The organism is Pelagibacterium halotolerans B2 (assembly GCF_000230555.1).
Lineage (GTDB): Bacteria > Pseudomonadota > Alphaproteobacteria > Rhizobiales > Devosiaceae > Pelagibacterium > Pelagibacterium halotolerans.
Genome location: NC_016078.1, coordinates 1654578 through 1676866 on the forward strand (window position 1 = coordinate 1654578; position 22289 = coordinate 1676866).

Sequence of the window (22289 nt, forward strand, 5' to 3'; positions counted from 1 at the left end):
GCTTACTGGCGGAACGGGAAATTGAAAGCCTTGAGAAGCGCACGCGCTTCGTCGTCGGTCTTTGCCGTGGTGCAGACGATCACGTCCATGCCCCAGACCTGATCGATCTGGTCATAGTTGATCTCGGGGAACACGATATGTTCCTTGATGCCCATGGCGTAGTTGCCGCGGCCATCGAAGCTCTTGGGGTTCAGGCCGCGGAAGTCGCGGACGCGCGGCAGCGCGACGTTGACCAGGCGGTCGATGAATTCGTACATCTGGGCACGACGCAGCGTGACCTTGACGCCCAGCGCCATGCCTTCGCGGACCTTGAAGCCGGCGATCGACTTGCGGGCATAGGTGACGACGGGCTTCTGGCCGGCGATCTTTTCGAGATCGGCCAGGGCTGCCTTCACCTTCTTGGAATCGGCAACCGCTTCGCCGACGCCCATGTTGAGAACGACCTTCTCAAGCTTGGGAACCTGCATCGGGTTGACGTAGTTGAAGGTCTCGGTGAGACCGGCACGCACCACATCTTCATAATGTGTGCGCAGGCGCGGAATGTATGTCTCAGCCATCGATCACTTCTCCAGAACGCTTTGCGACGCGCTTCTTGACGCCGTCTTCGATCTTGAAGCCGACGCGGGTCGGCTTGTTGTCCTTGGCATCGACCAGAGCGATATTGCTCAGGTGAATGGGGGCTTCCTTGGTGATGATGCCCGCATCCTGGCTCTGGGTCTGCTTCTGATGGCGACGCACCAGATTGATACCGGAAACCAGGGCCTTTGTGTCGGTCGGCATGACCTGCAGGACCTGGCCGGTCTTGCCTTTGTCCTTGCCAGTCAGAACGATGACCTTGTCACCCTTTTTGATCTTGGCAGCCATTACAGCACCTCCGGCGCGAGCGAAATGATCTTCATGTGGCTTTTCGCGCGCAGCTCACGAGGAACCGGGCCAAAGATACGGGTGCCGATCGGTTCCTTGTTGTTATTGATGATCACCGCCGCATTGCGGTCGAAACGGATCACGGTGCCATCGGGGCGGCGGATGTCGGATGCGGTGCGAACCACCACTGCCTTCATAACCTGGCCCTTCTTGACGCGGCCGCGCGGGATGGCGTCCTTGACCGACACAACGATGATGTCGCCAACAGACGCATACTTGCGATGCGAACCGCCCAGCACCTTGATGCACATAACACGACGAGCGCCCGAATTATCGGCGACGTCGAGGTTCGTCTGCATCTGAATCATGACTGGTTGCCTTCTTTAATTACTGGTCCGCGTCCGGTATCCGGCACGGCACTAGACCTCTTTATGAGCTCTCGCGTTACGCCGGGTTAACGAGCGTCCAACGCTTGTTCTTGGAGATCGGCGCACATTCCTCGATCTGCACCACATCACCGACCTTGGCCGAATTGGCTTCGTCGTGGGCATGGTACTTCTTGGACCGGCGCACGGTCTTTTTCATGATCGGGTGTGTAAAGCGACGTTCGACGCTCACCACAACCGTCTTTTCATTCGTATCGGAGACCACTGTCCCCTGCAGGATACGCTTGGGCATTCGTGTCTCCTTACTTTCCGGCCTGCGCCTTCTCGGCGATCACGGTCTGAACGCGCGCGATATCGCGGCGGACCTTGCGCACCTGAGAGGTGTTTTCCAGTTGCTGGGTAGCGCGCTGGAAACGCAGGTTGAACTGCTCTTTCTTCAGATTGACGAGCTCGTCCTTGAGTTCGTCGACCGTCTTTGCTCTAACGTCGCTCGGCTTTGCCATCGCTGTACGTCCTTAATCTGCAATGCGGCTGACGAACCGCGTCTTGATCGGCAACTTCATGGCCGCCAGACGCAGAGCTTCACGCGCAATCTCTTCACTTACGCCGTCAACTTCGAACATGACCCGGCCGGGCTTGACGCGGGCGGCCCAATATTCGGGAGCACCCTTACCTTTACCCATACGGACTTCGGTCGGCTTGGACGACACAGGCACATCCGGGAACACCCGGATCCACACACGACCGGCGCGCTTCATATAGCGAGTCATCGCGCGGCGTGCGGCCTCGATCTGGCGGGCGGTTATACGCTCAGGTTCCTGAGCCTTCAAGCCATATTCGCCAAAATTCAGGTCGGTGCCGCCTTTGGCGACGCCGTGGATCCGGCCCTTGTGGGCCTTGCGGAACTTTGTACGTTTCGGTTGCAGCATTTCTTATAGTCCTATCAGCTTGCAGCCGGACCGCGGCGGCCCTGCCCGCCGGAATCACCACCCTCGGTGGCGCGGCGCTCGTGAGCCATGGGATCGTGTTCCATGATCTCGCCTTTGAAGATCCAGACCTTGATCCCGATGATGCCATAGGTGGTCGCGGCTTCGGCAACACCATAGTCGACGTCGGCGCGAAGGGTGTGAAGCGGCACGCGGCCTTCACGGTACCATTCGGTCCGGGCGATATCGGCACCGCCGAGACGACCGCCGACATTGACGCGGATGCCCTGGGCGCCCATGCGCATTGCCGTCTGAACGGCACGCTTCATGGCCCTGCGGAACGCCACGCGGCGTTCGAGCTGCTGGGCGATGCCCTGTGCAACCAGCGTTGCGTCGGTTTCGGGCTTGCGCACTTCAACGATGTTGATGTGAACTTCCGAATTGGTGAACTTCTTGACCTTGTTGCGGATCTTCTCGATGTCCGCACCCTTCTTGCCGATCACGATACCCGGACGAGCCGAGTGGATCGAGATGCGGCACTTGCGGTGCGGGCGCTCGATGACGATCTTGGAAACAGCGGCCTGCTTGAGTTCTTCCTCGAGCATCTCGCGGATCTTGAGATCTTCCTGCAGGAGCGAACCATATTCGCCCTTGTTGGCGTACCAACGGGAGTCCCAGGTGCGGTTGATGCCGAGGCGAAGCCCGATCGGATTAACTTTCTGGCCCATCAGACGGCCTCCTCGACTTCACGGACGACGATGGTCAGGTGCGAGAACGGCTTTTCAATGCGAGCGCCGCGACCGCGGGCACGTGCATGGAACCGCTTCATCACCATTGCCTTTCCGACAAAGGCTTCCGAGACCACCAGCGAGTCCGTATCCAGACCATGGTTGTTTTCGGCGTTCGCGATGGCACTCTCGAGCGTCTTCTTGACCGAAAGCGAAATCCGCTTGCGCGAGAATTCGAGTTCGGCAAGAGCCTTCTCGACCTTCTTGCCACGGATCTGTGCGGCAACCAGATTCAGTTTCTGGGGGCTCGTGCGCACCATGCGAAGGACGGCTTTCGCCTCTGTGTCCTTGAGCGCGCGTTCACGCTTTTCCTTGCCCATCGTTACTTCCTCTTCGCCTTCTTGTCGGCCGCGTGCCCGTAATAGGTGCGCGTGGGCGAAAACTCACCGAACTTGTGGCCGATCATATCCTCGGAGACATTCACCGGGATGTGCTTCTGACCGTTATAGACGCCGAAGGTGAGGCCAACGAACTGCGGCAGGATCGTGGAGCGACGGCTCCAGATCTTGATGACTTCGTTGCGGCCCGATTCCCGGACCTTGTCTGCCTTCTTCAGCAGATACCCGTCGACAAACGGGCCTTTCCAGACGGAACGTGCCATGGCTTACCTGCCCTTCTTGAGGTGCCGCGAGCGGACGATGAACTTGTCCGTCGCCTTGTTGGTGCGGGTGCGCTTGCCCTTGGTCGGCTTGCCCCACGGAGTAACCGGATGCCGGCCACCCGAGGTGCGGCCTTCACCACCACCATGGGGGTGATCGACAGGGTTCATCGCGACGCCGCGAACGTTCGGACGGCGGCCCAGCCAGCGATTGCGGCCAGCCTTGCCGATCGAGGTGTTGGAGTGATCCGGATTGGAAACCGAACCGACGGTCGCGAGGCACGAGCCATGGACCAGACGCTGTTCACCCGAACCCATGCGAAGAATCGCCCAACCAGCATCGCGGCCGACATACTGAGCATAAGCGCCGGCCGAGCGCGCCATCTGGCCGCCCTTCTTTGGCTTGAGCTCGATATTGTGCACGATCGTACCGACCGGCATGCGTTCCAGCGGCATGGTATTGCCCGGCTTCACGTCGACGGCGTTCATCGACGAGATCACCTTGTCACCGGCAGCCAGACGCTGCGGAGCCAGGATGTAAGCCTGCTCGCCATCGTCATAGGTCACCAGAGCAATGAACGCGGTCCGGTTGGGATCGTATTCAAGGCGCTCGACAGTGCCCTGGACGTCGAACTTGGTGCGCTTGAAATCGACAAGACGATAGCTGCGCTTGTGTCCGCCGCCCCGAGCGAACGAGGTGACACGGCCGTTATTATTGCGGCCACCCGACTTGGTAAGACCCTCGGTCAACTTCTTGACCGGGCCGCCCTTCCAGAGCTCGGACCGGTTGATGCCGACAAGTTGGCGGCGGCCCGGCGAGGTGGGATTGTATTGTTTCAAAGCCATTTGAATTCTTCCTTCTCGCCTTCTTACAGACCGGTCGAAATATCGATGGTCTGACCGTCAACGAGGGTAACGACGGCCTTCTTGACGTCCTTGCGGGTGCCAAGCATGTTGCGGAACCGCTTGACCTTGCCCTTGCGGACGATGGTGTTGACGGCCTTGACCTTCACCTCAAAGAGCGCCTCGACGGCGGCCTTGATTTCAGGCTTGGTCGCGTCGATGGCAACGTCGAACACGACCTGACCGTGCTCCGAAGCCATCGTCGACTTTTCAGTCACGACCGGGTTGCGGATGATGTCGTAATGCTTGAGCGCGCTCATTGGAACCGGCCCTCCAGCGCAGCGAGAGCATCCTTGGTCAGGACCAGCTTCTCACGACGCAGAATGTCGTAAACGTTGATGCCCTGCGCCGGAAGCACGTCGATCTGGGGAATGTTCCGCGCGGCGAGCGCGAAATTGGTGTCCAGTTCGGTGCCGCCGATAATCAGCGCATTGGAAAAACCGAGCTTGCCGAAGATCGCGCGAAGTGCGGCGGTCTTCGGCGCTTCAGCCGTGGCCTGGTCGATGATGACCAGATCGCCGGCCTTGGCCTTGGCGGAAAGGGCGTGCTTGAGAGCAAGCGCGCGAACCTTCTTGGGCAACTCGATCGCGTGGCTGCGCGGGGTCGGACCGAAAGCGCGTCCACCACCCCGGAAGATGTTGGACCGGCGCGAACCGTGACGTGCACCGCCGCCGCCCTTCTGGCGACCGAACTTCTTGCCCGTCTGAGCAACTTCGGCACGATTTTTGACATCGTGCGTACCCGACATGCGCTTGAGGAGCTGATAGCGCACCATGCGCTGGATCAGATCGGCGCGGGGCTCGAGACCGAATACGGCGTCATCGAGAGTGACCTTGCCGGCCGACTTACCCTCGAGGGTTGTGACCTGGAGTTCCATTATGCACTCTCCCCATTGGCTGCGGCCTTGAACGAACCAGGCAGCGCAACACCTTCCGGACGCGGCTTCTTGACGGCGTCACGGATCTGGATCCAGCCACCCTTTGAGCCCGGAACCGAACCCTGAACCATGATCAGCCCACGCTCGACATCGGTCTTGACGACCTTGACGTTCTGGGTCGTGACGCGCTCGGCACCCATGTGCCCGGCCATCTTCTTGCCCTTGAACACCTTGCCGGGGTCCTGGTTCTGACCGGTCGAACCGTGCGAACGGTGCGAAACCGACACACCGTGCGAGGCACGCAGGCCACCGAAATTGTGACGCTTCATGGCACCGGCAAAGCCCTTGCCGATCGAAGTGCCCGTGACATCCACGAGCTGGCCTTCGATGAAGTGGTCGGCCTGAAGTTCGGCACCCACCTCGATAAGGTTGTCTTCGCTCACGCGGAATTCGACGACCTTACGCTTGGGCTCGACCTTGGCAGCGGCATAATGCCCGCGCTCGGCCTTGCTCACATTCTTGACCTTGACCGAGCCGGCGCCGAGTTGCAGCGCGACATAGCCGTCCTTGTCCTGCGTCCGCTGGCCCACCACCTGGCAGCCCTGCAGCGCCAGAACGGTAACGGGTACATGAGCGCCGTCATCGGTGAAGATGCGGGTCATTCCCAGCTTCTGTGCGATCAATCCAGAACGCATCGGTTGTTACCTTCTCTTTATCTTGCGGCTTTCCGGGTCATTGTTTCCCAAGAGGACCCACTAAAGCGAAAACCGCGTCTAAACGCTTAACCTAGAGCTTGATTTCGACGTCGACACCGGCGGCGAGATCGAGCTTCATCAGTGCATCCACCGTCTGCGGCGTCGGATCCACGATGTCCAGAAGACGCTTGTGAGTCCGGATTTCGAACTGCTCGCGGCTCTTCTTGTCGACGTGGGGCGACCGGTTGACGGTGTATTTGTCAATTCGCGTCGGCAGCGGAATGGGTCCGCGAACCTGCGCGCCTGTGCGCTTGGCCGTGTTGACGATCTCGCGGGTCGAATTGTCGAGCACGCGATGGTCGAACGCCTTGAGCCGGATGCGAATATTCTGACCGTTCATTGTGTTCTATCCCGAAAAAAGGACCACGGTGCGCGCCATTCGCGCACCGTGCTCTCAATTGGCTCGTTAAGCGACGATTTTGGAGACGACGCCGGCGCCGACGGTGCGGCCGCCTTCACGGATGGCGAAGCGGAGCTTTTCTTCCATCGCGATCGGAACGATCAGTTCCACGTTCATTTCCACATTGTCGCCGGGCATCACCATCTCGGTGCCTTCGTTCAGCGTCACCACACCGGTCACGTCCGTCGTCCTAAAGTAGAACTGCGGGCGGTAGTTGGTGAAGAACGGCGTATGACGCCCACCCTCTTCCTTGGTCAGGATATAGGCTTCGGCAACGAACTTGGTGTGCGGGGTCACCGAACCGGGCTTGCACAGAACCTGACCGCGCTCGACCTGCGTGCGGTCGATACCACGGATCAGAGCACCGATGTTGTCGCCGGCTTCACCCGAATCGAGCAGCTTGCGGAACATTTCAACGCCGGTCACAGTCGTCTTCAAAGTCGGCTTGATGCCAACGATCTCGACTTCCTCGCCGACCTTGACGATGCCGCGCTCGACGCGACCGGTCACAACCGTGCCACGACCCGAGATCGAGAACACGTCTTCGACCGGCATCAGGAACGGCTGGTCCTTGGGACGTTCGGGCTGCGGGATGTAGTCGTCAACGGTCTTCATCAGCTCGAGAACCGCGTCATGACCGATTTCCGGACGCTTGTCTTCAAGCGCCATCAAGGCCGAACCCTTGGTGATCGGAATGTCGTCACCGGGGAATTCGTACGAGCTGAGCAGTTCGCGAACTTCGAGTTCGACCAGCTCGAGCAGCTCTTCGTCGTCGACCTGGTCGACCTTGTTCAAAAACACGACGAGCGCCGGCACGCCGACCTGACGGGCCAGAAGAATGTGCTCGCGGGTCTGCGGCATCGGGCCGTCGGCAGCCGAAACAACAAGGATCGCGCCGTCCATCTGGGCAGCACCGGTGATCATGTTCTTCACATAGTCGGCGTGGCCAGGGCAGTCGACGTGCGCATAGTGGCGCTTTTCGGTCTCGTATTCGACGTGCGCAGTCGAAATGGTGATCCCGCGGGCCTTTTCTTCAGGCGCCTTGTCGATCTGGTCGTAAGCAGAGAACGTCGCCCCGCCTGTCTCCGCCAGAACCTTCGTGATCGCTGCTGTCAACGACGTCTTGCCATGGTCAACGTGACCAATCGTGCCGATGTTGCAGTGCGGCTTGTTACGCGCAAATTTTTCCTTGCCCATCACATATCTCCATCTTCAGCAGGCCAACTGGCCGCCGATTAAATTGTTTCCTGTTAGGCGTATTTCGCCTGGACTTCGTCGGCGACCGCCTGGGGCACCTGCTCGTAGTGGTCGAACACCATGGTGTACTGTGCACGTCCCTGGCTCATCGAGCGCAGCGAGTTCACGTAACCGAACATGTTGGCCAGCGGCACGAAGGCGTTGACCACCTGCACAACACCGCGGCTTTCCGTGCCCTGGATCTGACCACGGCGCGAATTCAGGTCGCCGATGACGTCGCCCATATAGTCTTCAGGCGTAGTCACTTCGACCTTCATGATGGGTTCGAGCAACTTCGCACCGGCCTTCTGGAGACCTTCGCGGAACGCTGCACGACCGGCGATCTCGAACGCCAGCACCGACGAGTCGACGTCGTGGTAGGCACCATCGGTCAAGGTCGCCTTGACGTCCACGATCGGGAAGCCGGCAAGGATACCGGCGCCCATCACGGACTCCAGACCCTTCTGAACGCCAGGAATATACTCCTTGGGCACCGAACCACCGACAATCTTGCTCTCGAACGCGAAACCGGCACCGGTTTCGTTGGGCTCGATCGTCAGCTTGACGCGGGCGAACTGCCCCGAACCACCCGACTGCTTCTTGTGGGTATAATCCACTTCGGCGGTGCGAGTGATGGTCTCGCGATACGCAACCTGCGGCTGGCCGATATTGGCCTCGACCTTGAATTCGCGCTTCATGCGATCGACGAGAATGTCGAGGTGAAGCTCACCCATACCCGAAATGATCGTCTGACCGGATTCTTCGTCCGACTTGACGCGGAACGAGGGATCTTCCGCAGCAAGGCGCTGCAGGGCCAGACCCATCTTTTCCTGATCGGCCTTGGACTTGGGCTCGACCGCGATGTCGATCACCGGATCGGGGAAGATCATGCGCTCAAGGATAACCTGCGAAGTCGGCGCACAGAGCGTATCGCCGGTCGTGGTGTCCTTGAGCCCGACGATAGCGACGATGTCGCCAGCGAAGGCTTCGGTGATCTGCTCACGGCTGTTGGAGTGCATCTGGAACATGCGGCCGACGCGTTCGCGCTTGCCCTTCACTGTGTTTTCCAGTTGCGCACCAGCTTCGAGGTGACCCGAATAGATGCGGCAGAACGTCAGCGAACCCATATGCGGATCGTTGGCGATCTTGAAAGCCAGCATCGAAAGCGGCTCGGAATCGTCGGCATGACGCTCGATCGGCTCTTCGGTCTTGGCATCGATACCCTTGATCGCCGGAATGTCGATCGGCGACGGCAGATAATCAACCACTGCATCAAGAAGCGGCTGCACGCCCTTGTTCTTGAATGCCGAACCACAGCAAACGCCAAAGAACTCAACGTTACAGATGCCCTTGCGGAGCAGCTTGCGGATCGTGTCGTTGTCGGGCATTTCACCTTCGAGATAGGCTTCCATCGCTGCTTCGTCCATTTCGACGGCAGCTTCGATAAGCTTCTCGCGATATTCTTCTGCGCGATCCTTGAGGTCGGCTGGAATATCGGTCACGTCCCAGCTTGCGCCGAGCTGCTCGCCATTCCAGACAAGAGCCTTCATCTCGATGAGATCGACAACGCCGGCGAATTCGTTCTCAGCGCCGATCGGCAGCTGCAGAACGACGGCCTTGGCACCCAGACGGGTTCCGACCATCTCCACCGAGCGGTAGAAATCGGCACCGATCTTGTCCATCTTGTTGACGAAGATCAGGCGCGGCACGTGATACTTGTCGGCCTGGCGCCAGACGGTCTCGGTCTGCGGCTCCACACCGGCATTGGCGTCGAGCAGTGCAACGGCACCGTCGAGCACACGGAGCGAACGCTCGACTTCGATGGTGAAGTCCACGTGGCCCGGCGTGTCGATGATGTTGAAGCGGCGCTTCTTGCCATCACGGCCCTGCCAGAAGGTTGTCGTGGCAGCCGAGGTGATGGTGATGCCGCGTTCCTGCTCCTGCTCCATCCAGTCCATGGTGGCAGCGCCGTCATGAACTTCACCGATCTTGTGGCTCTTGCCGGTGTAGAACAGAATACGTTCGGTCGTGGTGGTCTTGCCGGCATCGATGTGAGCCATGATGCCGAAATTGCGGTAGTCTTCGATCTTGTATTCGCGGGCCATGCTCGTCTCTCCTTACCAGCGGTAGTGCGAGAATGCACGGTTGGCATCGGCCATGCGATGCGTGTCTTCACGCTTCTTGACGGCCTGGCCACGTCCGTTGACGGCATCCATGAGCTCGCCGGAAAGGCGACCAACCATGGTCTGCTCGCCACGCTTGCGGGCAGCATCGATCAGCCAGCGAATGGCCAGGGCCTGCTGACGGTCGGTGCGCACTTCGACCGGCACCTGATAGGTGGCGCCACCGACGCGACGCGAACGAACCTCAACAGCCGGACGGATGTTTTCAAGAGCGCCATGAAAGACCTGGATAGGGTCCTGCTTGGTCCGCTCCTCGATCACCTCGAACGCGCCATAGACGATGCTCTCGGCGGCAGATTTCTTGCCGTCCTTCATGAGCGAATTCATGAATTTGGAGACAACCAGATCACCGAATTTGGGATCGGGGTTGATCTCACGCTTTTCTGCACGATGCCGACGGGACATTGCTCACAGATCTCCTTATTTCGGCCGCTTGGCGCCGTACTTCGACCGGCGCTGCTTGCGATCCTTCACCGACTGGGTGTCCAGAACGCCGCGCAGCACGTGATAGCGCACGCCCGGAAGGTCGCGCACACGGCCGCCGCGGATCAGCACGACGGAGTGCTCCTGGAGGTTGTGCCCCTCGCCGGGAATATAGGTAATAACTTCACGCTGATTGACCAGGCGCACCTTGGCCACACGACGCAAAGCCGAGTTCGGCTTCTTTGGGGTCGTCGTATAGACACGCGTGCAAACACCGCGCTTCTGCGGGTTGGCCTCCATCGCCGGAACCTTGTTCCGCTTCGGCTTGGCCTGCCGGGGCTTGCGGATCAGCTGATTAATGGTCGGCATATCGCTCGAACCCTCTTTTCATCCGTACAAACAAAAACCTGTTCGACATAACAAGCGAGCAGCGCCCTCCCGGTCTCGATGGAGAACCGGTGGCGCCATGAATGCAGAGGATCACCTCCTTGCGGAAGCAATCATGCGCCCAAGACTTGTTGCGTCTAACTACCCGACAGTGTGTTTGATCGGCTTGAATGTGTCGCATTGGACGCTTCACATTCGGTGCCGGATCACGACCGACCGCTTAGGTAGGGCGGGTATTACTGGGTTGATTCAGAATCGTCAAGGCTTTCCGGGGAAAAAAGCCTTATCGGCATCCGAACCCCTGCCCTGCACCCAGCGCAGGGCCGGATATGGCTTCCCAAAGGACGATTTTCAAGTGCTCGTCTGCGGCGTTCCGATAACAAAGGGGCCAGAAGGCCCCTCCCGCGAGCCCGGTCGGAAATCGCTTAGAGTCCAGGCGCTGCCAACAGCACGAACTGGGTGAACTGGCCGGCGCGATTGAAGTTGTTGTCCGATGCAATCATTAGTGTACGGTCGCCGTCTATGACCGGCCCCAAGGTGATGGATTCGATATTGTCGATATCCAGGCCGAAATCGCCTTCGCCGATGGTGAACCAGTGCTGCTTGTCCATCGGTCTGACATCACGGCCCGAGATCGTTTCAAGCCCGGTAACCGCCTCGGCTCCATCGAATGTGACGATATAGAATGCGATCTCGTTGCCGTAGCCGCTCGCGAATGTACGCTCGACCGCAATGATCCTGTCCTCGTCGAGCACCAGAAACTCGGAAAGACCATTATCGTTGTAATTGGGTTCCTCGGACGCGGGCACGCGTATCGGATCGGTCTGATAGATATATTCGGCCGTCAGTTCGCCGCTTTCCTTGTCGAAAACCGCGATGCGGGCCGGGCTGCCCGCCTCCAGCGTCGCCTTGCCGCCGTCCTGCATCAGTCCGTTTTCCGTGCCCACCAGCACACTCGTGCCATCGAGAGAAAGGCTCAGGCTTTCAAATGCGAGATTGCCGTGGATTCCTTTCCCGTCGGCATCCGGAATATAGGCGGTCGGCACGGCGAATGTCCGCACCACATTGCCGTCGAGATCGGCCTCGAAAATCTCGGGTGCGCCTTCGGCATTGCCTTCACTGGTCCAGAAGATCGTGCCCGTGTCAGCAGCGAAACGAATGCTTTCAGGATCGATGGCGGCGGCGGCAAAGCTCTGCCCTTCGACATCGAGAAGTTCGTGGGTCGAGACGACATCGAGCCCGGTGATCTCGCCGCCATCCAGCATGAGCCTGATCGTATAAAAGCGCGCCGGGCCATTTTGCGCCCGATCGTCGGAGATGGCGTAGAAGATGTCGTTAGCCGCATCATAATCGAGCCCGGAAATGCCGCCAAACGGCACCCCATCCAGCATCAGTTCTGTCGGCAGTACGATCTCGTCCAGTAGCACGGGCTGCTCGGGGACCTGGGCAAGGGCCGACGAAGCCAATGAAAGAGCGGCCAGCGAAAGCATGGCTCCGCAAAGAATGCGCATCGGAAATCTCCGGTTGGTGTTCAACTCCCGGTTTCTGAGCGAGACACGCAAAACTCCGATGACGATGGGGTGAACTTTCGGCGACCGTCGTCACCAACAAAAATGGGGGCCGAAGCCCCCATTCTCAAATCATTGTCCCGAACCGATTACTCGGCTGGCGAGTCCGGCGCGGCCGGCATGGCCTCTGGTGCCGGAATGGCAACCGTTTCGGCCTGACGGCGCCGCTCGTCCAGAATGAGATCGTCGCGCTTGGTCGCGATCTGGCGCACATTGGAAATACGCGCACCGGTACCCGCCGGGATGAGACGGCCGACGATGACGTTCTCCTTGAGGCCTTCGAGAAGGTCGCCCTTGCCCGAAACCGCTGCCTCTGTAAGCACCCGCGTGGTCTCCTGGAACGACGCGGCCGAGATGAACGAACGGGTCTGCAGCGACGCCTTGGTGATGCCGAGCAGGACCGGAACGGCCACTGCGGGCTTCTTGCCATCGGCGACGAGCTGCTCGTTGAGTTCGTCCAGATCGATGCGATCGAGCTGCTCTTCCTTGAGCAGTCCGGATTCGCCCGGCTCGGTGATCTCGACCTTCTGCAGCATCTGGCGAACGATCACCTCAATGTGCTTGTCGTTGATCAACACGCCCTGCAGGCGATAGACCTCCTGGATCTCGTTGACGAGATAGCGTGCCAGTTCCTCGACGCCCTTGATCGCAAGGATGTCGTGCGGGGCCGGGTTGCCGTCCAGAATGTACTCGCCTTTCTCGATCGGATCGCCTTCCTGAAGATGGAACGGCTTGCCTTTCGGGATCAGGTATTCGACCGGCTCGAGCGTCTCGTCGGTCGGCTCGATGATGATGCGGCGCTTGTTCTTGTAGTCGCGCCCGAAGCGGATCGTGCCGTCGAGTTCGGCAATGATCGCGTGATCCTTCGGACGGCGAGCCTCGAACAGTTCGGCCACACGCGGCAGACCGCCGGTGATGTCCTTGGTCTTGGCGCTTTCCAGCGGAATACGGGCCAGAACGTCGCCCGGAGCCACACGGGTCCCTGGCTCGACAGCGATGACCGCATCCACGCTCATCAGGTAACGGGCATCCGTACCGCGTTCGGTCTTGAAGGGCTGCCCCTTTGAACCGACTGCGATAGCGGGCTTGAGCCCGTCCCCGCGCTGGCTGGAACGCCAGTCGATGACCAGACGCTTGGTAAAGCCCGTTGTCTCGTCGGTCTGTTCGGAGACCGAAGCCCCATCGACCAGATCCTCGAAGATCACCTCGCCTTCCACTTCGGTCAGAACGGGACGGGTATAGGGGTCCCATTCGGCCAGACGCTGACTGCGCTTGACCTGATCGCCTTCATTGACGCGCAGGCGCGAGCCATAGCCGAGCTTGTGGACCGAGCGTTCCTTGCCCTCGGAATCCACGATCACGATCGAAACGTTACGGCCCATGACCACGATGTGGCCATCGGAGTTGGTCGCAATGTTCTTGTTGCGGAAGGTGATCTTACCTTCTGCACCGGCTTCGAGGTACGAGTTGTCCACCACCTGGGCCGTACCACCGATGTGGAACGTGCGCATGGTGAGCTGCGTGCCCGGCTCGCCGATCGACTGAGCGGCAATGACGCCGACGGCTTCACCCATGTTGACCGGCGTCCCGCGAGCAAGGTCGCGGCCATAGCAGGTCGCGCACGTGCCCTGCCGGACATCGCAGGTCAGCGGCGAGCGGATGCGCACCGACTGGACCTTGGCAGCCTCGATCTTTTCGACATCGGCCTCGTCCATCAACGTGCCCTTGGCGACGAGAACGTCGTCGGTACCGGGAACGTAGATATCGTCGGCGGCAACGCGGCCAAGGATACGCTGGCCGAGCGAAGCCACCACCTGACCGGAATCGATGATCGGTTCCATGGTCAGGCCGCGTTCGGTGCCGCAATCGTCCTCGGTGATGATCGCATCCTGGGCGACGTCCACGAGACGGCGGGTCAAATAACCCGAGTTCGCCGTCTTGAGCGCGGTGTCGGCCAGACCCTTGCGGGCACCGTGGGTCGAGTTGAAGTACTCAAGAACGGTCAGGCCCTCCTTGAAGTTCGAGATCACCGGCGTTTCGATGATTTCACCGGACGGTTTGGCCATAAGGCCGCGCATACCGGCGAGCTGCTTCATCTGGGCGACCGAACCACGGGCGCCAGAATGGCTCATCATATAGACCGAGTTGATCTGCTTGGAGCGGCCATTGGCATCCTTTTCGTGCGCCGAGATGCGCTTCATCATCTCTTCGGCGACCTTGTCGCCGCACTTGGCCCACGCATCGACGACCTTGTTGTACTTCTCACCATGGGTGATCAGGCCGTCATTGTACTGCTGCTCGAACTCCTCGACCTGCTTGCGGGTATCGCCCACGATCTTGGCCTTGGTGTCGGGGATGACCATGTCGTCCTTGCCGAACGAAATGCCGGCGCGGCACGCCTGCTTGAAGCCCAGATCCATGACGCGGTCACAGAAGATCACGGTCTCCTTCTGGCCACAGGCACGGTAAACCGTGTCGATGACCTTGGAGATGTTCTTCTTGGTCATGAGCTGGTTCACCACCTCGAACGGCACGGTCTTGGGCAATATCTGCCCAAGCATCATGCGGCCCGGGGTGGTCTCGACGATCGAGGTCGTCACATTGCCTTCGGCATCGACGGACTTGACCCGGCCCTTGATCTTGGTGTGCAGCGTGACCGACTTGTTCTCCAGCGCATGCTCGAGCTCGGACATCGACGAGAACGCCATGCCTTCGCCGGGCTCGCCCTCGGCCATGATCGACACATAGTACAGACCCAGCACGATATCCTGGCTCGGCACGATGATCGGCTGGCCGTTGGCCGGGTGCAGGATGTTGTTGGTCGACATCATCAAGACGCGCGCTTCAAGCTGGGCTTCGAGCGACAGCGGCACGTGAACGGCCATCTGGTCACCGTCGAAGTCGGCGTTGAACGCGGCGCAGACCAGCGGATGAAGCTGGATGGCCTTGCCTTCGATCAGGATCGGCTCGAACGCCTGAATGCCCAGACGGTGAAGCGTCGGCGCGCGGTTGAGAAGAACCGGGTGCTCACGGATCACTTCGTCGAGAATATCCCAGACTTCGGGCTTTTCCTTTTCAACAAGCTTTTTCGCCTGCTTTACGGTCGAGGACAGGCCCTTCGCGTCGAGACGCGAATAGATGAAGGGCTTGAAGAGTTCGAGCGCCATCTTCTTGGGCAGGCCGCACTGGTGCAGCTTGAGCTCGGGACCAACGGTGATGACCGAGCGGCCCGAATAGTCGACGCGCTTGCCGAGCAGGTTCTGGCGGAACCGGCCCTGCTTGCCCTTGAGCATGTCCGAAAGCGACTTCAGCGGACGCTTGTTCGCACCGGTGATGGTGCGGCCACGGCGGCCATTGTCGAACAGCGCATCGACAGCTTCCTGCAGCATGCGCTTTTCGTTGCGGATGATGATATCCGGCGCACGCAGCTCGATCAGGCGCTTGAGGCGGTTGTTACGGTTGATCACACGACGATAGAGGTCGTTCAGATCTGAGGTCGCGAACCGGCCGCCATCGAGCGGAACCAGCGGGCGCAATTCGGGCGGAATGACCGGAATGACCGTCATGATCATCCATTCGGGCTTGTTGCCCGAAACGATGAACTGCTCGACGATTTTCAGGCGCTTGGCCAGCTTTTTCGGCTTGAGCTCGGTGGTCGCCTCGGCGATCTCGACGCGCAGATCGGCGGCGAGCTTTTCGAGGTCGAGAGCAGCCAGCATTTCACGCACCGCTTCAGCGCCGATCATGGCGGTGAAGGCGTCAGGGCCGTAATTGTCCTGGGCGTCGAGATACTCTTCTTCCGTCACCAACTGGTGCTGGGTGAACGGGGTCAGGCCCGGCTCGATGACGACGTAGTTCTCGAAATAGAGAATGCGTTCGACATCTTTCAAGGTCATGTCGAGCAATTGCGAAATGCGGCTCGGCAGGGACTTGAGGAACCAGATATGGGCAACCGGCGCAGCCAGTTCGATATGGCCCATGCGCTCGCGGCGAACGCGCGACAGCGTGACTTCCACGCCGCACTTTTCGCAGATGACGCCCTTGAACTTCATGCGCTTGTACTTGCCGCAAAGGCATTCGTAATCCTTGGTCGGGCCAAAGATGCGCGCGCAGAACAGGCCGTCACGCTCGGGCTTGAACGTACGGTAGTTGATGGTCTCGGGCTTTTTGATTTCGCCGTACGACCACGACAGGATCTTTTCCGGGCTCGCGATATTGATCTTGATCTGATCGAAAGTCGGCGCAGCCGCCTGCGAGTTGAACGGATCCATGACGTGCTGATGATGATTCATCTTTTGTCTCCTTGAGGCCCGGGCAGCGCCGCTTTCGGCAGCGCGTTGCCCTTTTGGGCCAAAGCAATCGGTTCAGGCCGGAAGTGCCAGGGGCACTCCGGCCAATGGATGCGGCGGATTATTCCGCCGCGTCCGCAGGAGGTGCGAGTTCGGGATCGCCACCCGGCTCGTCATTGTCCGCTTCCATGTCGGTCAATTCGACATTGAGGCCCAGCGAGCGGATTTCCTTGACGAGAACGTTGAAGCTCTCGGGGATGCCCGCTTCGAAGGTGTCGTCGCCACGCACGATGGCTTCGTAAACCTTGGTGCGCCCGGCAACGTCGTCCGACTTGACGGTGAGCATTTCCTGCAAGGTGTAAGCAGCGCCATAAGCTTCGAGCGCCCACACCTCCATTTCACCGAACCGCTGTCCGCCGAACTGGGCCTTGCCGCCCAGCGGCTGCTGGGTAACCAGACTGTATGGGCCGATCGAACGGGCGTGGATCTTGTCGTCCACAAGATGGTGCAGCTTGAGCATGTAGATGTAGCCCACTGTCACCTTGCGGTCGAACTCTTCACCCGTACGCCCGTCATAGAGCGTGGATTGCCCCGATCCGTCGAGCCCTGCCCTTTCGAGCATGGTGACGATATCGGCTTCCTTGGCCCCGTCGAACACCGGGGTCGCAATGGAAACGCCCTTGGAGATCTGCTGGCCGAGACGAACGATGCCGTCATCGTCGAGGTCGCCGACATACTCGTCATTCTCGTAGAGAGCCGAGATTTCCTTCTTGAGCGGCGCCACATCCTTGGACTGCCGATAGGCGTCCATCATCGCATCGATCTTGCGGCCCATGCCACGAGCCGCCCAGCCAAGGTGCGTCTCGAGGATCTGACCCACATTCATGCGCGAAGGCACGCCCAGCGGATTGAGCACGATATCGACATGCGTACCGTCTTCGAGGAACGGCATGTCCTCGACCGGCATGATGCGCGAGATAACGCCCTTGTTGCCGTGACGGCCGGCCATCTTGTCGCCCGACTGCACCTTGCGCTTGGTCGCAACGAACACCTTGACCATCTTCATTACGCCTGGCGGAAGCTCGTCGCCGCGCTGCAGCTTGTCGACCTTGTCGATGAAGCGCTGCTCGAGCAGACGACGGCTTTCGTCGTACTGGCCCTGAAGCGATTCGATCTCGCTCATCAGCTTGTCGTCCTCGACGGCAAACTGCCACCACTTGGACCGCGCATGGGCATCGAAGATCGAGTCGTTGAGCTTGGTGCCCGCGACATAGCCCTTGGGCCCGGTCGTGGCGGCCTTGCCGAACAGCATCTCTTTGAGACGCGCATAGACGTTGCGATCGAGGATCGACTGTTCGTCGTCACGGTCCTTGGCGAGGCGCTCGATTTCCTCACGCTCGATCGCCATGGCACGCTCGTCCTTGTCGATGCCGTGACGGTTGAACACGCGCACTTCCACGACGATACCACCATCCCCGGGAGGGATGCGCAGCGAGGTGTCGCGGACGTCCGATGCCTTTTCGCCGAAGATGGCGCGCAGCAGTTTTTCTTCCGGCGTCATCGGGCTTTCGCCCTTGGGCGTGATCTTGCCCACCAGAATATCGCCCGCCTGCACCTCGGCACCGATGTGAACGATACCGGCCTCGTCGAGATTTTTCAGCGCTTCTTCCGAAACGTTGGGAATGTCGCGCGTGATTTCTTCCGGTCCGAGCTTGGTGTCGCGGGCCATCACTTCATATTCCTCGATATGGATCGAGGTGAAGACGTCGTCCTGAACGATCTTTTCGGAAAGCAGGATCGAATCTTCAAAGTTGTAGCCGTTCCAGGGCATGAACGCGACGAGCACGTTGCGGCCCAGGGCCAGATCGCCCAGTTCGGTCGAAGGACCATCTGCAATGATGTCGCCGGCCTGGACGTGATCGCCAACCACAACCAGCGGACGCTGGTTGATGCAGGTCGACTGGTTCGAGCGCTGGAACTTCATCAGGTTGTAGATGTCGACGCCCGACTTGGACGCATCGTTTTCTTCCGTCGCGCGGATAACGATACGGGTCGCATCCACCTGATCGACGATACCGGTGCGCAGGGCGCCAATCGCGGCGCCCGAATCGCGCGCCACAACCGATTCCATGCCCGTGCCCACGAACGGAGCTTCGGCGCGCAGGAGCGGCACGGCCTGGCGCTGCATGTTCGAGCCCATCAGAGCGCGGTTGGCGTCGTCGTTTTCCAGGAACGGAATGAGCGAAGCGGCAACCGAGACCACCTGCTTGGGCGAAACGTCCATCAGATCGACCATTTCACGCGGCGTGAGCGAAGGCTCACCGGCGTGACGGGCCACGACCAGTTCGTTGACGAACTCGCCCTTGTCGCTCAGCGTGGCGTTGGCCTGCGCAACATGGTGCTTGGCCTCTTCCATTGCCGAGAGATAGACGACCTCGTCGGTCACCTTGCCGTCCACGACCTTGCGGTACGGGGTTTCGATGAACCCGTACTTGTTGACCCGTGCGAAGGTGGCCAGAGAGTTGATCAGGCCGATGTTGGGGCCTTCCGGCGTTTCGATCGGGCAGATACGGCCGTAATGGGTCACGTGAACGTCGCGGACTTCAAAGCCTGCGCGCTCGCGGGTCAGACCGCCCGGCCCAAGCGCCGAGAGACGGCGCTTGTGGGTGATTTCCGAAAGCGGGTTGGTCTGATCCATGAACTGGGAAAGCTGGGACGAACCAAAGAACTCACGCACCGCAGCCGCTGCCGGCTTGGCGTTGATGAGGTCCTGGGGCATCACCGTATCGATCTCGACCGAGCTCATGCGCTCCTTGATGGCGCGTTCCATGCGCAGAAGGCCGAGACGATAATGGTTTTCCATCAATTCGCCGACCGAACGCACACGGCGGTTGCCAAGATTGTCGATGTCGTCGATATCGCCCTTGCCGTCACGCAGTTCGACCAGGGTGCGAACCACAGCGACGATGTCTTCCTTGCGCAGGACACGCATGGTGTCGGGTGCATCGAGATCGAGGCGCATGTTCATCTTCACGCGGCCGACCGCGGAAAGGTCATAGCGCTCGCTGTCGAAGAACAGCGAGTTGAACATGGCTTCGGCGGTGTCGATGGTGGGGGGCTCACCCGGACGCATCACGCGGTAGATGTCGAACAGCGCGTCTTCGCGGCTTTCGTTCTTGTCCACGGCCAGCGTGTTGCGGATATAGGCACCGACATTGATGTGATCGATGTCGAGGATCGGAAGCTCGTCGAACCCCTTCTCGACCAGCGTGGCCAGCACCTTCTCGTCGATCTCGTCACCTGCCTCGGCAAAGATTTCGCCGTTGGAGAGGTCGACGATGTCGCGGGCCAGATACATGCCGTAGAGATCTTCGTCGGTGGCCAGCAGATGGGTCACGCCGGATTCGACGATCTTCTTCGCGGCACGGGCCGTCAGCCGCGCTCCACCTTCGTGGACCACGTCTCCGGTCTTGGCGTCGATCAGATCGTAAACGGGCTTGGTGCCCTTCATCTTCTCGGCGTCGAACGGCTTGCTCCAGCCCTTGTCGCCCTTGGCGTAGGTCTGAATGTCGTAATAGGTGGCCAGAATTTCTTCGGCGTCGAGGCCCAGCGCCTTGAGCAGCGAGGTCACCGGAATTTTGCGGCGGCGGTCGATACGCGCATAGACGATGTCCTTGGCGTCGAATTCGATATCGAGCCAGGAACCGCGATAGGGAATGATGCGCGCCGCAAACAACAGCTTGCCCGACGAGTGGGTCTTGCCCTTGTCGTGATCGAAGAACACGCCGGGCGAACGGTGCATCTGGGAGACGATGACGCGTTCGGTGCCATTGACGATGAACGTGCCGTTCGACGTCATGAAGGGCATGTCGCCCATATAGACGTCCTGCTCCTTGATGTCCTTGACCGAGCGGGCGCCGGTGTCTTCGTCGACCTCGAACACGATCAGCCGCAGCGTCACCTTGAGCGGCGCGGCAAAGGTCATGTCGCGTTGGCGGCATTCCTCGACATCATATTTGGGCTGCTCGAATTCGAAGCGCACGAATTCGAGAGACGCCGTATTGGAAAAATCGGTAATCGGGAAAACCGATTTGAATACAGACTGCAGGCCCTCATCGGCCCGCCCGCCTTCAGGTTCGTCAACCATCAGGAACTGATCGTAGGATGCCTTTTGCACCTCGATCAGGTTCGGCATCTCCGTGACTTCACGAATCGACCCAAAGGACTTGCGCACCTTGCGGCGCCCGTTGAACGTGGTAGCCATGTACCCGTTTCCTCTCGTCTTTCAAGCTGGGAACAGCCTGTTCTAATGTCATCGCGCTTCCGGTGTGGAGATGATCGGCATTCCCACCGGAAACGGTCCTGGATGTCTCGGAAGCAGCTGTTCAAAGAATCGACAATCAGCCGTCGGTCCTTGGAACAAATGCCCGTTTGACTTTATTTCCATGCATCCGCATCGGCGAGTGGCCCAGCCGATTCGGCGTATCCTTGTCCAACATTTTCGCCCTGCCCTCAACCCTTGAGAGTGGCGACCGCCGTCCGGGAACCGGTGGCGGGAAACGGGATGGCCCTGGGGCCACCCCGTAACGGATTGGTTGAACTACTTGAGTTCGACCTTGGCACCAGCTGCTTCGAGCTTTGCCTTGATGTCTTCGGCTTCCGCCTTGTTGACACCTTCCTTGACAGCCTTCGGAGCGCCTTCGACGAGGTCCTTGGCTTCCTTCAGGCCGAGGCCGGTGATGCCACGGACTTCTTTGATGACATTGATCTTCTGGTCGCCGGCGGCGGTCAGAACAACGTCAAATTCGTCCTTTTCTTCAACCGGAGCGGCACCGGCGGCAGCGCCACCGGCAGCAGCAACGGCAACAGGAGCGGCGGCGGAAACGCCCCACTTTTCTTCGAGCATCTTGGAGAGCTCGGAAGCTTCCAGGACGGTCAGTGCAGACAAATCGTCTACGAGCTTTGCAAGATCAGCCATTTGATCAGCCTTTTCTTTTCAACTTGGTTTCAGTTTGAACCGTGGATGGTCGCGCCGCCTTATGCAGCGCCCTTTTCCGAATAAGCGGAGATAACGCGGGCGACAGAAGCGCCCGGTTCCTTGGCCAGACGTGCGATCTGGGCCGCAGGCTGCGTGAGCAGACCGGCGAGTTTGGCGCGCAGTTCGTCCAGCGAAGGCAGATCGGCCAGTGCCTTGACGCCATCGGCATCGAGTCCGGTCGAACCCATCGCGCCGCCGAGAATCACGAACTTGGAATTCGTGTCGGCGAACTTCTTGGCAATACGAGGTGCCGTGATGGGGTCTTCCGAATAGGCAAGAACCGTCGGACCCGTCAGAAGGTCCGAGATATCCGCGGTTTCGGTATCTTTAAGAGCGAGCTTGGCAAGGCGGTTCTTTGCGACCTTAACCTGTCCACCGGCCTGCTTCATCTGCACACGCAGCTTTTCGAAGTCAGACACCGACAGACCGGCATAGTGAGCGACGACAACCGCGCCCGAGCCGGCAAATGCCTGCTGGAGCGAGGAGACGACCTCAGCTTTTTCCGCTCTATCCACTGCTACTCTCCACGAGTTAGGCTCGATCCAAGCGGGGATCGAACCCGTTGCAATAAGCTGTCCCGATATCGGAACAGCGGTGCAGTGCCTGTAAACCGGTTAATGGGGCACGCCCCAAAGCCAGTTCGGTTCAAACCAAAACGAGCGCATTTC

Annotated in this window: 23 protein-coding genes; all 23 read right to left on the reverse strand. The window is 59.8% G+C overall.

The genetic code is table 11. The features are described 5' to 3' along the window. Positions 1 to 2: 2 nt before the first annotated feature. The gene (gene rplE, locus KKY_RS08040) at positions 3 to 557 is read right to left on the reverse strand and encodes a 50S ribosomal protein L5 (RefSeq protein WP_014130824.1); all 555 of its coding nucleotides are present in this window, start codon (positions 555 to 557) and stop codon (positions 3 to 5) included. Further along, positions 550 to 864 carry a 50S ribosomal protein L24 gene (gene rplX / locus KKY_RS08045; RefSeq protein WP_014130825.1) on the reverse strand — a complete coding sequence of 105 codons (315 nt, stop codon included), beginning with the start codon at positions 862 to 864 and terminating at the stop codon, positions 550 to 552. Before rplX ends, rplE begins: the two co-directional genes overlap by 8 nt. Further along, positions 864 to 1232, reverse strand: a complete 369-nt coding sequence (gene rplN, locus KKY_RS08050) for a 50S ribosomal protein L14 (protein WP_014130826.1) — start codon at positions 1230 to 1232, stop codon at positions 864 to 866. Before rplN ends, rplX begins: the two co-directional genes overlap by 1 nt. A gap of 76 nt (positions 1233 to 1308) precedes the next feature. Continuing rightward, complete coding sequence (gene rpsQ / locus KKY_RS08055) at positions 1309 to 1542, reverse strand: 30S ribosomal protein S17 (RefSeq protein WP_014130827.1); 234 nt, start codon at positions 1540 to 1542, stop codon at positions 1309 to 1311. Positions 1543 to 1552: 10 nt separating this feature from the next. Continuing rightward, positions 1553 to 1753 (reverse strand): 50S ribosomal protein L29, encoded by a 201-nt coding sequence (rpmC, locus tag KKY_RS08060; RefSeq protein WP_014130828.1) that lies wholly within the window; start codon positions 1751 to 1753, stop codon positions 1553 to 1555. Positions 1754 to 1765: 12 nt separating this feature from the next. Further along, a complete protein-coding gene (rplP, locus tag KKY_RS08065; protein ID WP_014130829.1) occupies positions 1766 to 2179 on the reverse strand; it encodes a 50S ribosomal protein L16 in 414 nt (137 codons plus the stop codon). Positions 2180 to 2193: 14 nt separating this feature from the next. Then, positions 2194 to 2904 (reverse strand): 30S ribosomal protein S3, encoded by a 711-nt coding sequence (rpsC, locus tag KKY_RS08070; protein WP_014130830.1) that lies wholly within the window; start codon positions 2902 to 2904, stop codon positions 2194 to 2196. Beyond that, positions 2904 to 3284 carry a 50S ribosomal protein L22 gene (rplV, locus tag KKY_RS08075; protein ID WP_014130831.1) on the reverse strand — a complete coding sequence of 127 codons (381 nt, stop codon included), beginning with the start codon at positions 3282 to 3284 and terminating at the stop codon, positions 2904 to 2906. The genes rpsC and rplV overlap by 1 nt, the downstream gene beginning before the upstream one ends. Before the next feature lie 2 nt (positions 3285 to 3286). Then, complete coding sequence (gene rpsS, locus KKY_RS08080; RefSeq protein WP_014130832.1) at positions 3287 to 3565, reverse strand: 30S ribosomal protein S19; 279 nt, start codon at positions 3563 to 3565, stop codon at positions 3287 to 3289. 3 nt (positions 3566 to 3568) lie between these two features. Then, complete coding sequence (gene rplB / locus KKY_RS08085) at positions 3569 to 4408, reverse strand: 50S ribosomal protein L2 (protein ID WP_014130833.1); 840 nt, start codon at positions 4406 to 4408, stop codon at positions 3569 to 3571. A gap of 23 nt (positions 4409 to 4431) precedes the next feature. Then, on the reverse strand, positions 4432 to 4725 hold the full coding sequence (locus KKY_RS08090; RefSeq protein WP_014130834.1) for a 50S ribosomal protein L23: 294 nt from the start codon (positions 4723 to 4725) through the stop codon (positions 4432 to 4434). Beyond that, positions 4722 to 5342, reverse strand: coding sequence for a 50S ribosomal protein L4 (gene rplD / locus KKY_RS08095; protein ID WP_014130835.1), 621 nt, complete (start codon positions 5340 to 5342; stop codon positions 4722 to 4724). The genes KKY_RS08090 and rplD overlap by 4 nt, the downstream gene beginning before the upstream one ends. Then, on the reverse strand, positions 5342 to 6037 hold the full coding sequence (gene rplC / locus KKY_RS08100; protein ID WP_014130836.1) for a 50S ribosomal protein L3: 696 nt from the start codon (positions 6035 to 6037) through the stop codon (positions 5342 to 5344). The genes rplD and rplC overlap by 1 nt, the downstream gene beginning before the upstream one ends. A gap of 91 nt (positions 6038 to 6128) precedes the next feature. Beyond that, complete coding sequence (gene rpsJ, locus KKY_RS08105; RefSeq protein WP_014130837.1) at positions 6129 to 6437, reverse strand: 30S ribosomal protein S10; 309 nt, start codon at positions 6435 to 6437, stop codon at positions 6129 to 6131. A gap of 66 nt (positions 6438 to 6503) precedes the next feature. After that, complete coding sequence (tuf, locus tag KKY_RS08110; RefSeq protein WP_014130838.1) at positions 6504 to 7694, reverse strand: elongation factor Tu; 1191 nt, start codon at positions 7692 to 7694, stop codon at positions 6504 to 6506. A gap of 53 nt (positions 7695 to 7747) precedes the next feature. Next, a complete protein-coding gene (fusA, locus tag KKY_RS08115) occupies positions 7748 to 9838 on the reverse strand; it encodes an elongation factor G (RefSeq protein ID WP_014130839.1) in 2091 nt (696 codons plus the stop codon). A 12-nt stretch (positions 9839 to 9850) separates the two neighbouring features. After that, positions 9851 to 10321, reverse strand: coding sequence for a 30S ribosomal protein S7 (gene rpsG / locus KKY_RS08120; protein ID WP_014130840.1), 471 nt, complete (start codon positions 10319 to 10321; stop codon positions 9851 to 9853). Between the two features lie 15 nt (positions 10322 to 10336). Next, positions 10337 to 10708 carry a 30S ribosomal protein S12 gene (rpsL, locus tag KKY_RS08125; protein WP_041528652.1) on the reverse strand — a complete coding sequence of 124 codons (372 nt, stop codon included), beginning with the start codon at positions 10706 to 10708 and terminating at the stop codon, positions 10337 to 10339. 443 nt (positions 10709 to 11151) lie between these two features. Beyond that, the gene (locus KKY_RS08130) at positions 11152 to 12237 is read right to left on the reverse strand and encodes an esterase-like activity of phytase family protein (protein ID WP_014130843.1); all 1086 of its coding nucleotides are present in this window, start codon (positions 12235 to 12237) and stop codon (positions 11152 to 11154) included. A gap of 146 nt (positions 12238 to 12383) precedes the next feature. Further along, positions 12384 to 16586, reverse strand: coding sequence for a DNA-directed RNA polymerase subunit beta' (gene rpoC, locus KKY_RS08135; protein ID WP_014130844.1), 4203 nt, complete (start codon positions 16584 to 16586; stop codon positions 12384 to 12386). Positions 16587 to 16704: 118 nt separating this feature from the next. After that, positions 16705 to 20847, reverse strand: coding sequence for a DNA-directed RNA polymerase subunit beta (gene rpoB / locus KKY_RS08140; RefSeq protein ID WP_014130845.1), 4143 nt, complete (start codon positions 20845 to 20847; stop codon positions 16705 to 16707). Between the two features lie 336 nt (positions 20848 to 21183). Then, entirely contained in the window at positions 21184 to 21561 is a 378-nt protein-coding gene (gene rplL, locus KKY_RS08145) for a 50S ribosomal protein L7/L12 (protein WP_014130847.1), read from the reverse strand. Between the two features lie 59 nt (positions 21562 to 21620). Beyond that, positions 21621 to 22136: a 50S ribosomal protein L10 gene (gene rplJ, locus KKY_RS08150; protein ID WP_014130848.1), complete on the reverse strand. Its 516-nt coding sequence runs from the start codon at positions 22134 to 22136 to the stop codon at positions 21621 to 21623. Between the last annotated feature and the right edge of the window lie 153 nt (positions 22137 to 22289).

Bases quoted from the DNA above. Each gene is read 5' to 3' on its own strand.
- rplE (WP_014130824.1), bottom strand. From the start codon at position 557: ATGGCTGAGACATACATTCCGCGCCTGCGCACACATTATGAAGATGTG.
- rplX (WP_014130825.1), bottom strand. From the start codon at position 864: ATGGCTGCCAAGATCAAAAAGGGTGACAAGGTCATCGTTCTGACTGGC.
- rplN (WP_014130826.1), bottom strand. From the start codon at position 1,232: ATGATTCAGATGCAGACGAACCTCGACGTCGCCGATAATTCGGGCGCT.
- rpsQ (WP_014130827.1), bottom strand. From the start codon at position 1,542: ATGCCCAAGCGTATCCTGCAGGGGACAGTGGTCTCCGATACGAATGAA.
- rpmC (WP_014130828.1), bottom strand. From the start codon at position 1,753: ATGGCAAAGCCGAGCGACGTTAGAGCAAAGACGGTCGACGAACTCAAG.
- rplP (WP_014130829.1), bottom strand. From the start codon at position 2,179: ATGCTGCAACCGAAACGTACAAAGTTCCGCAAGGCCCACAAGGGCCGG.
- rpsC (WP_014130830.1), bottom strand. From the start codon at position 2,904: ATGGGCCAGAAAGTTAATCCGATCGGGCTTCGCCTCGGCATCAACCGC.
- rplV (WP_014130831.1), bottom strand. From the start codon at position 3,284: ATGGGCAAGGAAAAGCGTGAACGCGCGCTCAAGGACACAGAGGCGAAA.
- rpsS (WP_014130832.1), bottom strand. From the start codon at position 3,565: ATGGCACGTTCCGTCTGGAAAGGCCCGTTTGTCGACGGGTATCTGCTG.
- rplB (WP_014130833.1), bottom strand. From the start codon at position 4,408: ATGGCTTTGAAACAATACAATCCCACCTCGCCGGGCCGCCGCCAACTT.
- KKY_RS08090 (WP_014130834.1), bottom strand. From the start codon at position 4,725: ATGAGCGCGCTCAAGCATTACGACATCATCCGCAACCCGGTCGTGACT.
- rplD (WP_014130835.1), bottom strand. From the start codon at position 5,342: ATGGAACTCCAGGTCACAACCCTCGAGGGTAAGTCGGCCGGCAAGGTC.
- rplC (WP_014130836.1), bottom strand. From the start codon at position 6,037: ATGCGTTCTGGATTGATCGCACAGAAGCTGGGAATGACCCGCATCTTC.
- rpsJ (WP_014130837.1), bottom strand. From the start codon at position 6,437: ATGAACGGTCAGAATATTCGCATCCGGCTCAAGGCGTTCGACCATCGC.
- tuf (WP_014130838.1), bottom strand. From the start codon at position 7,694: ATGGGCAAGGAAAAATTTGCGCGTAACAAGCCGCACTGCAACATCGGC.
- fusA (WP_014130839.1), bottom strand. From the start codon at position 9,838: ATGGCCCGCGAATACAAGATCGAAGACTACCGCAATTTCGGCATCATG.
- rpsG (WP_014130840.1), bottom strand. From the start codon at position 10,321: ATGTCCCGTCGGCATCGTGCAGAAAAGCGTGAGATCAACCCCGATCCC.
- rpsL (WP_041528652.1), bottom strand. From the start codon at position 10,708: ATGCCGACCATTAATCAGCTGATCCGCAAGCCCCGGCAGGCCAAGCCG.
- KKY_RS08130 (WP_014130843.1), bottom strand. From the start codon at position 12,237: ATGCGCATTCTTTGCGGAGCCATGCTTTCGCTGGCCGCTCTTTCATTG.
- rpoC (WP_014130844.1), bottom strand. From the start codon at position 16,586: ATGAATCATCATCAGCACGTCATGGATCCGTTCAACTCGCAGGCGGCT.
- rpoB (WP_014130845.1), bottom strand. From the start codon at position 20,847: ATGGCTACCACGTTCAACGGGCGCCGCAAGGTGCGCAAGTCCTTTGGG.
- rplL (WP_014130847.1), bottom strand. From the start codon at position 21,561: ATGGCTGATCTTGCAAAGCTCGTAGACGATTTGTCTGCACTGACCGTC.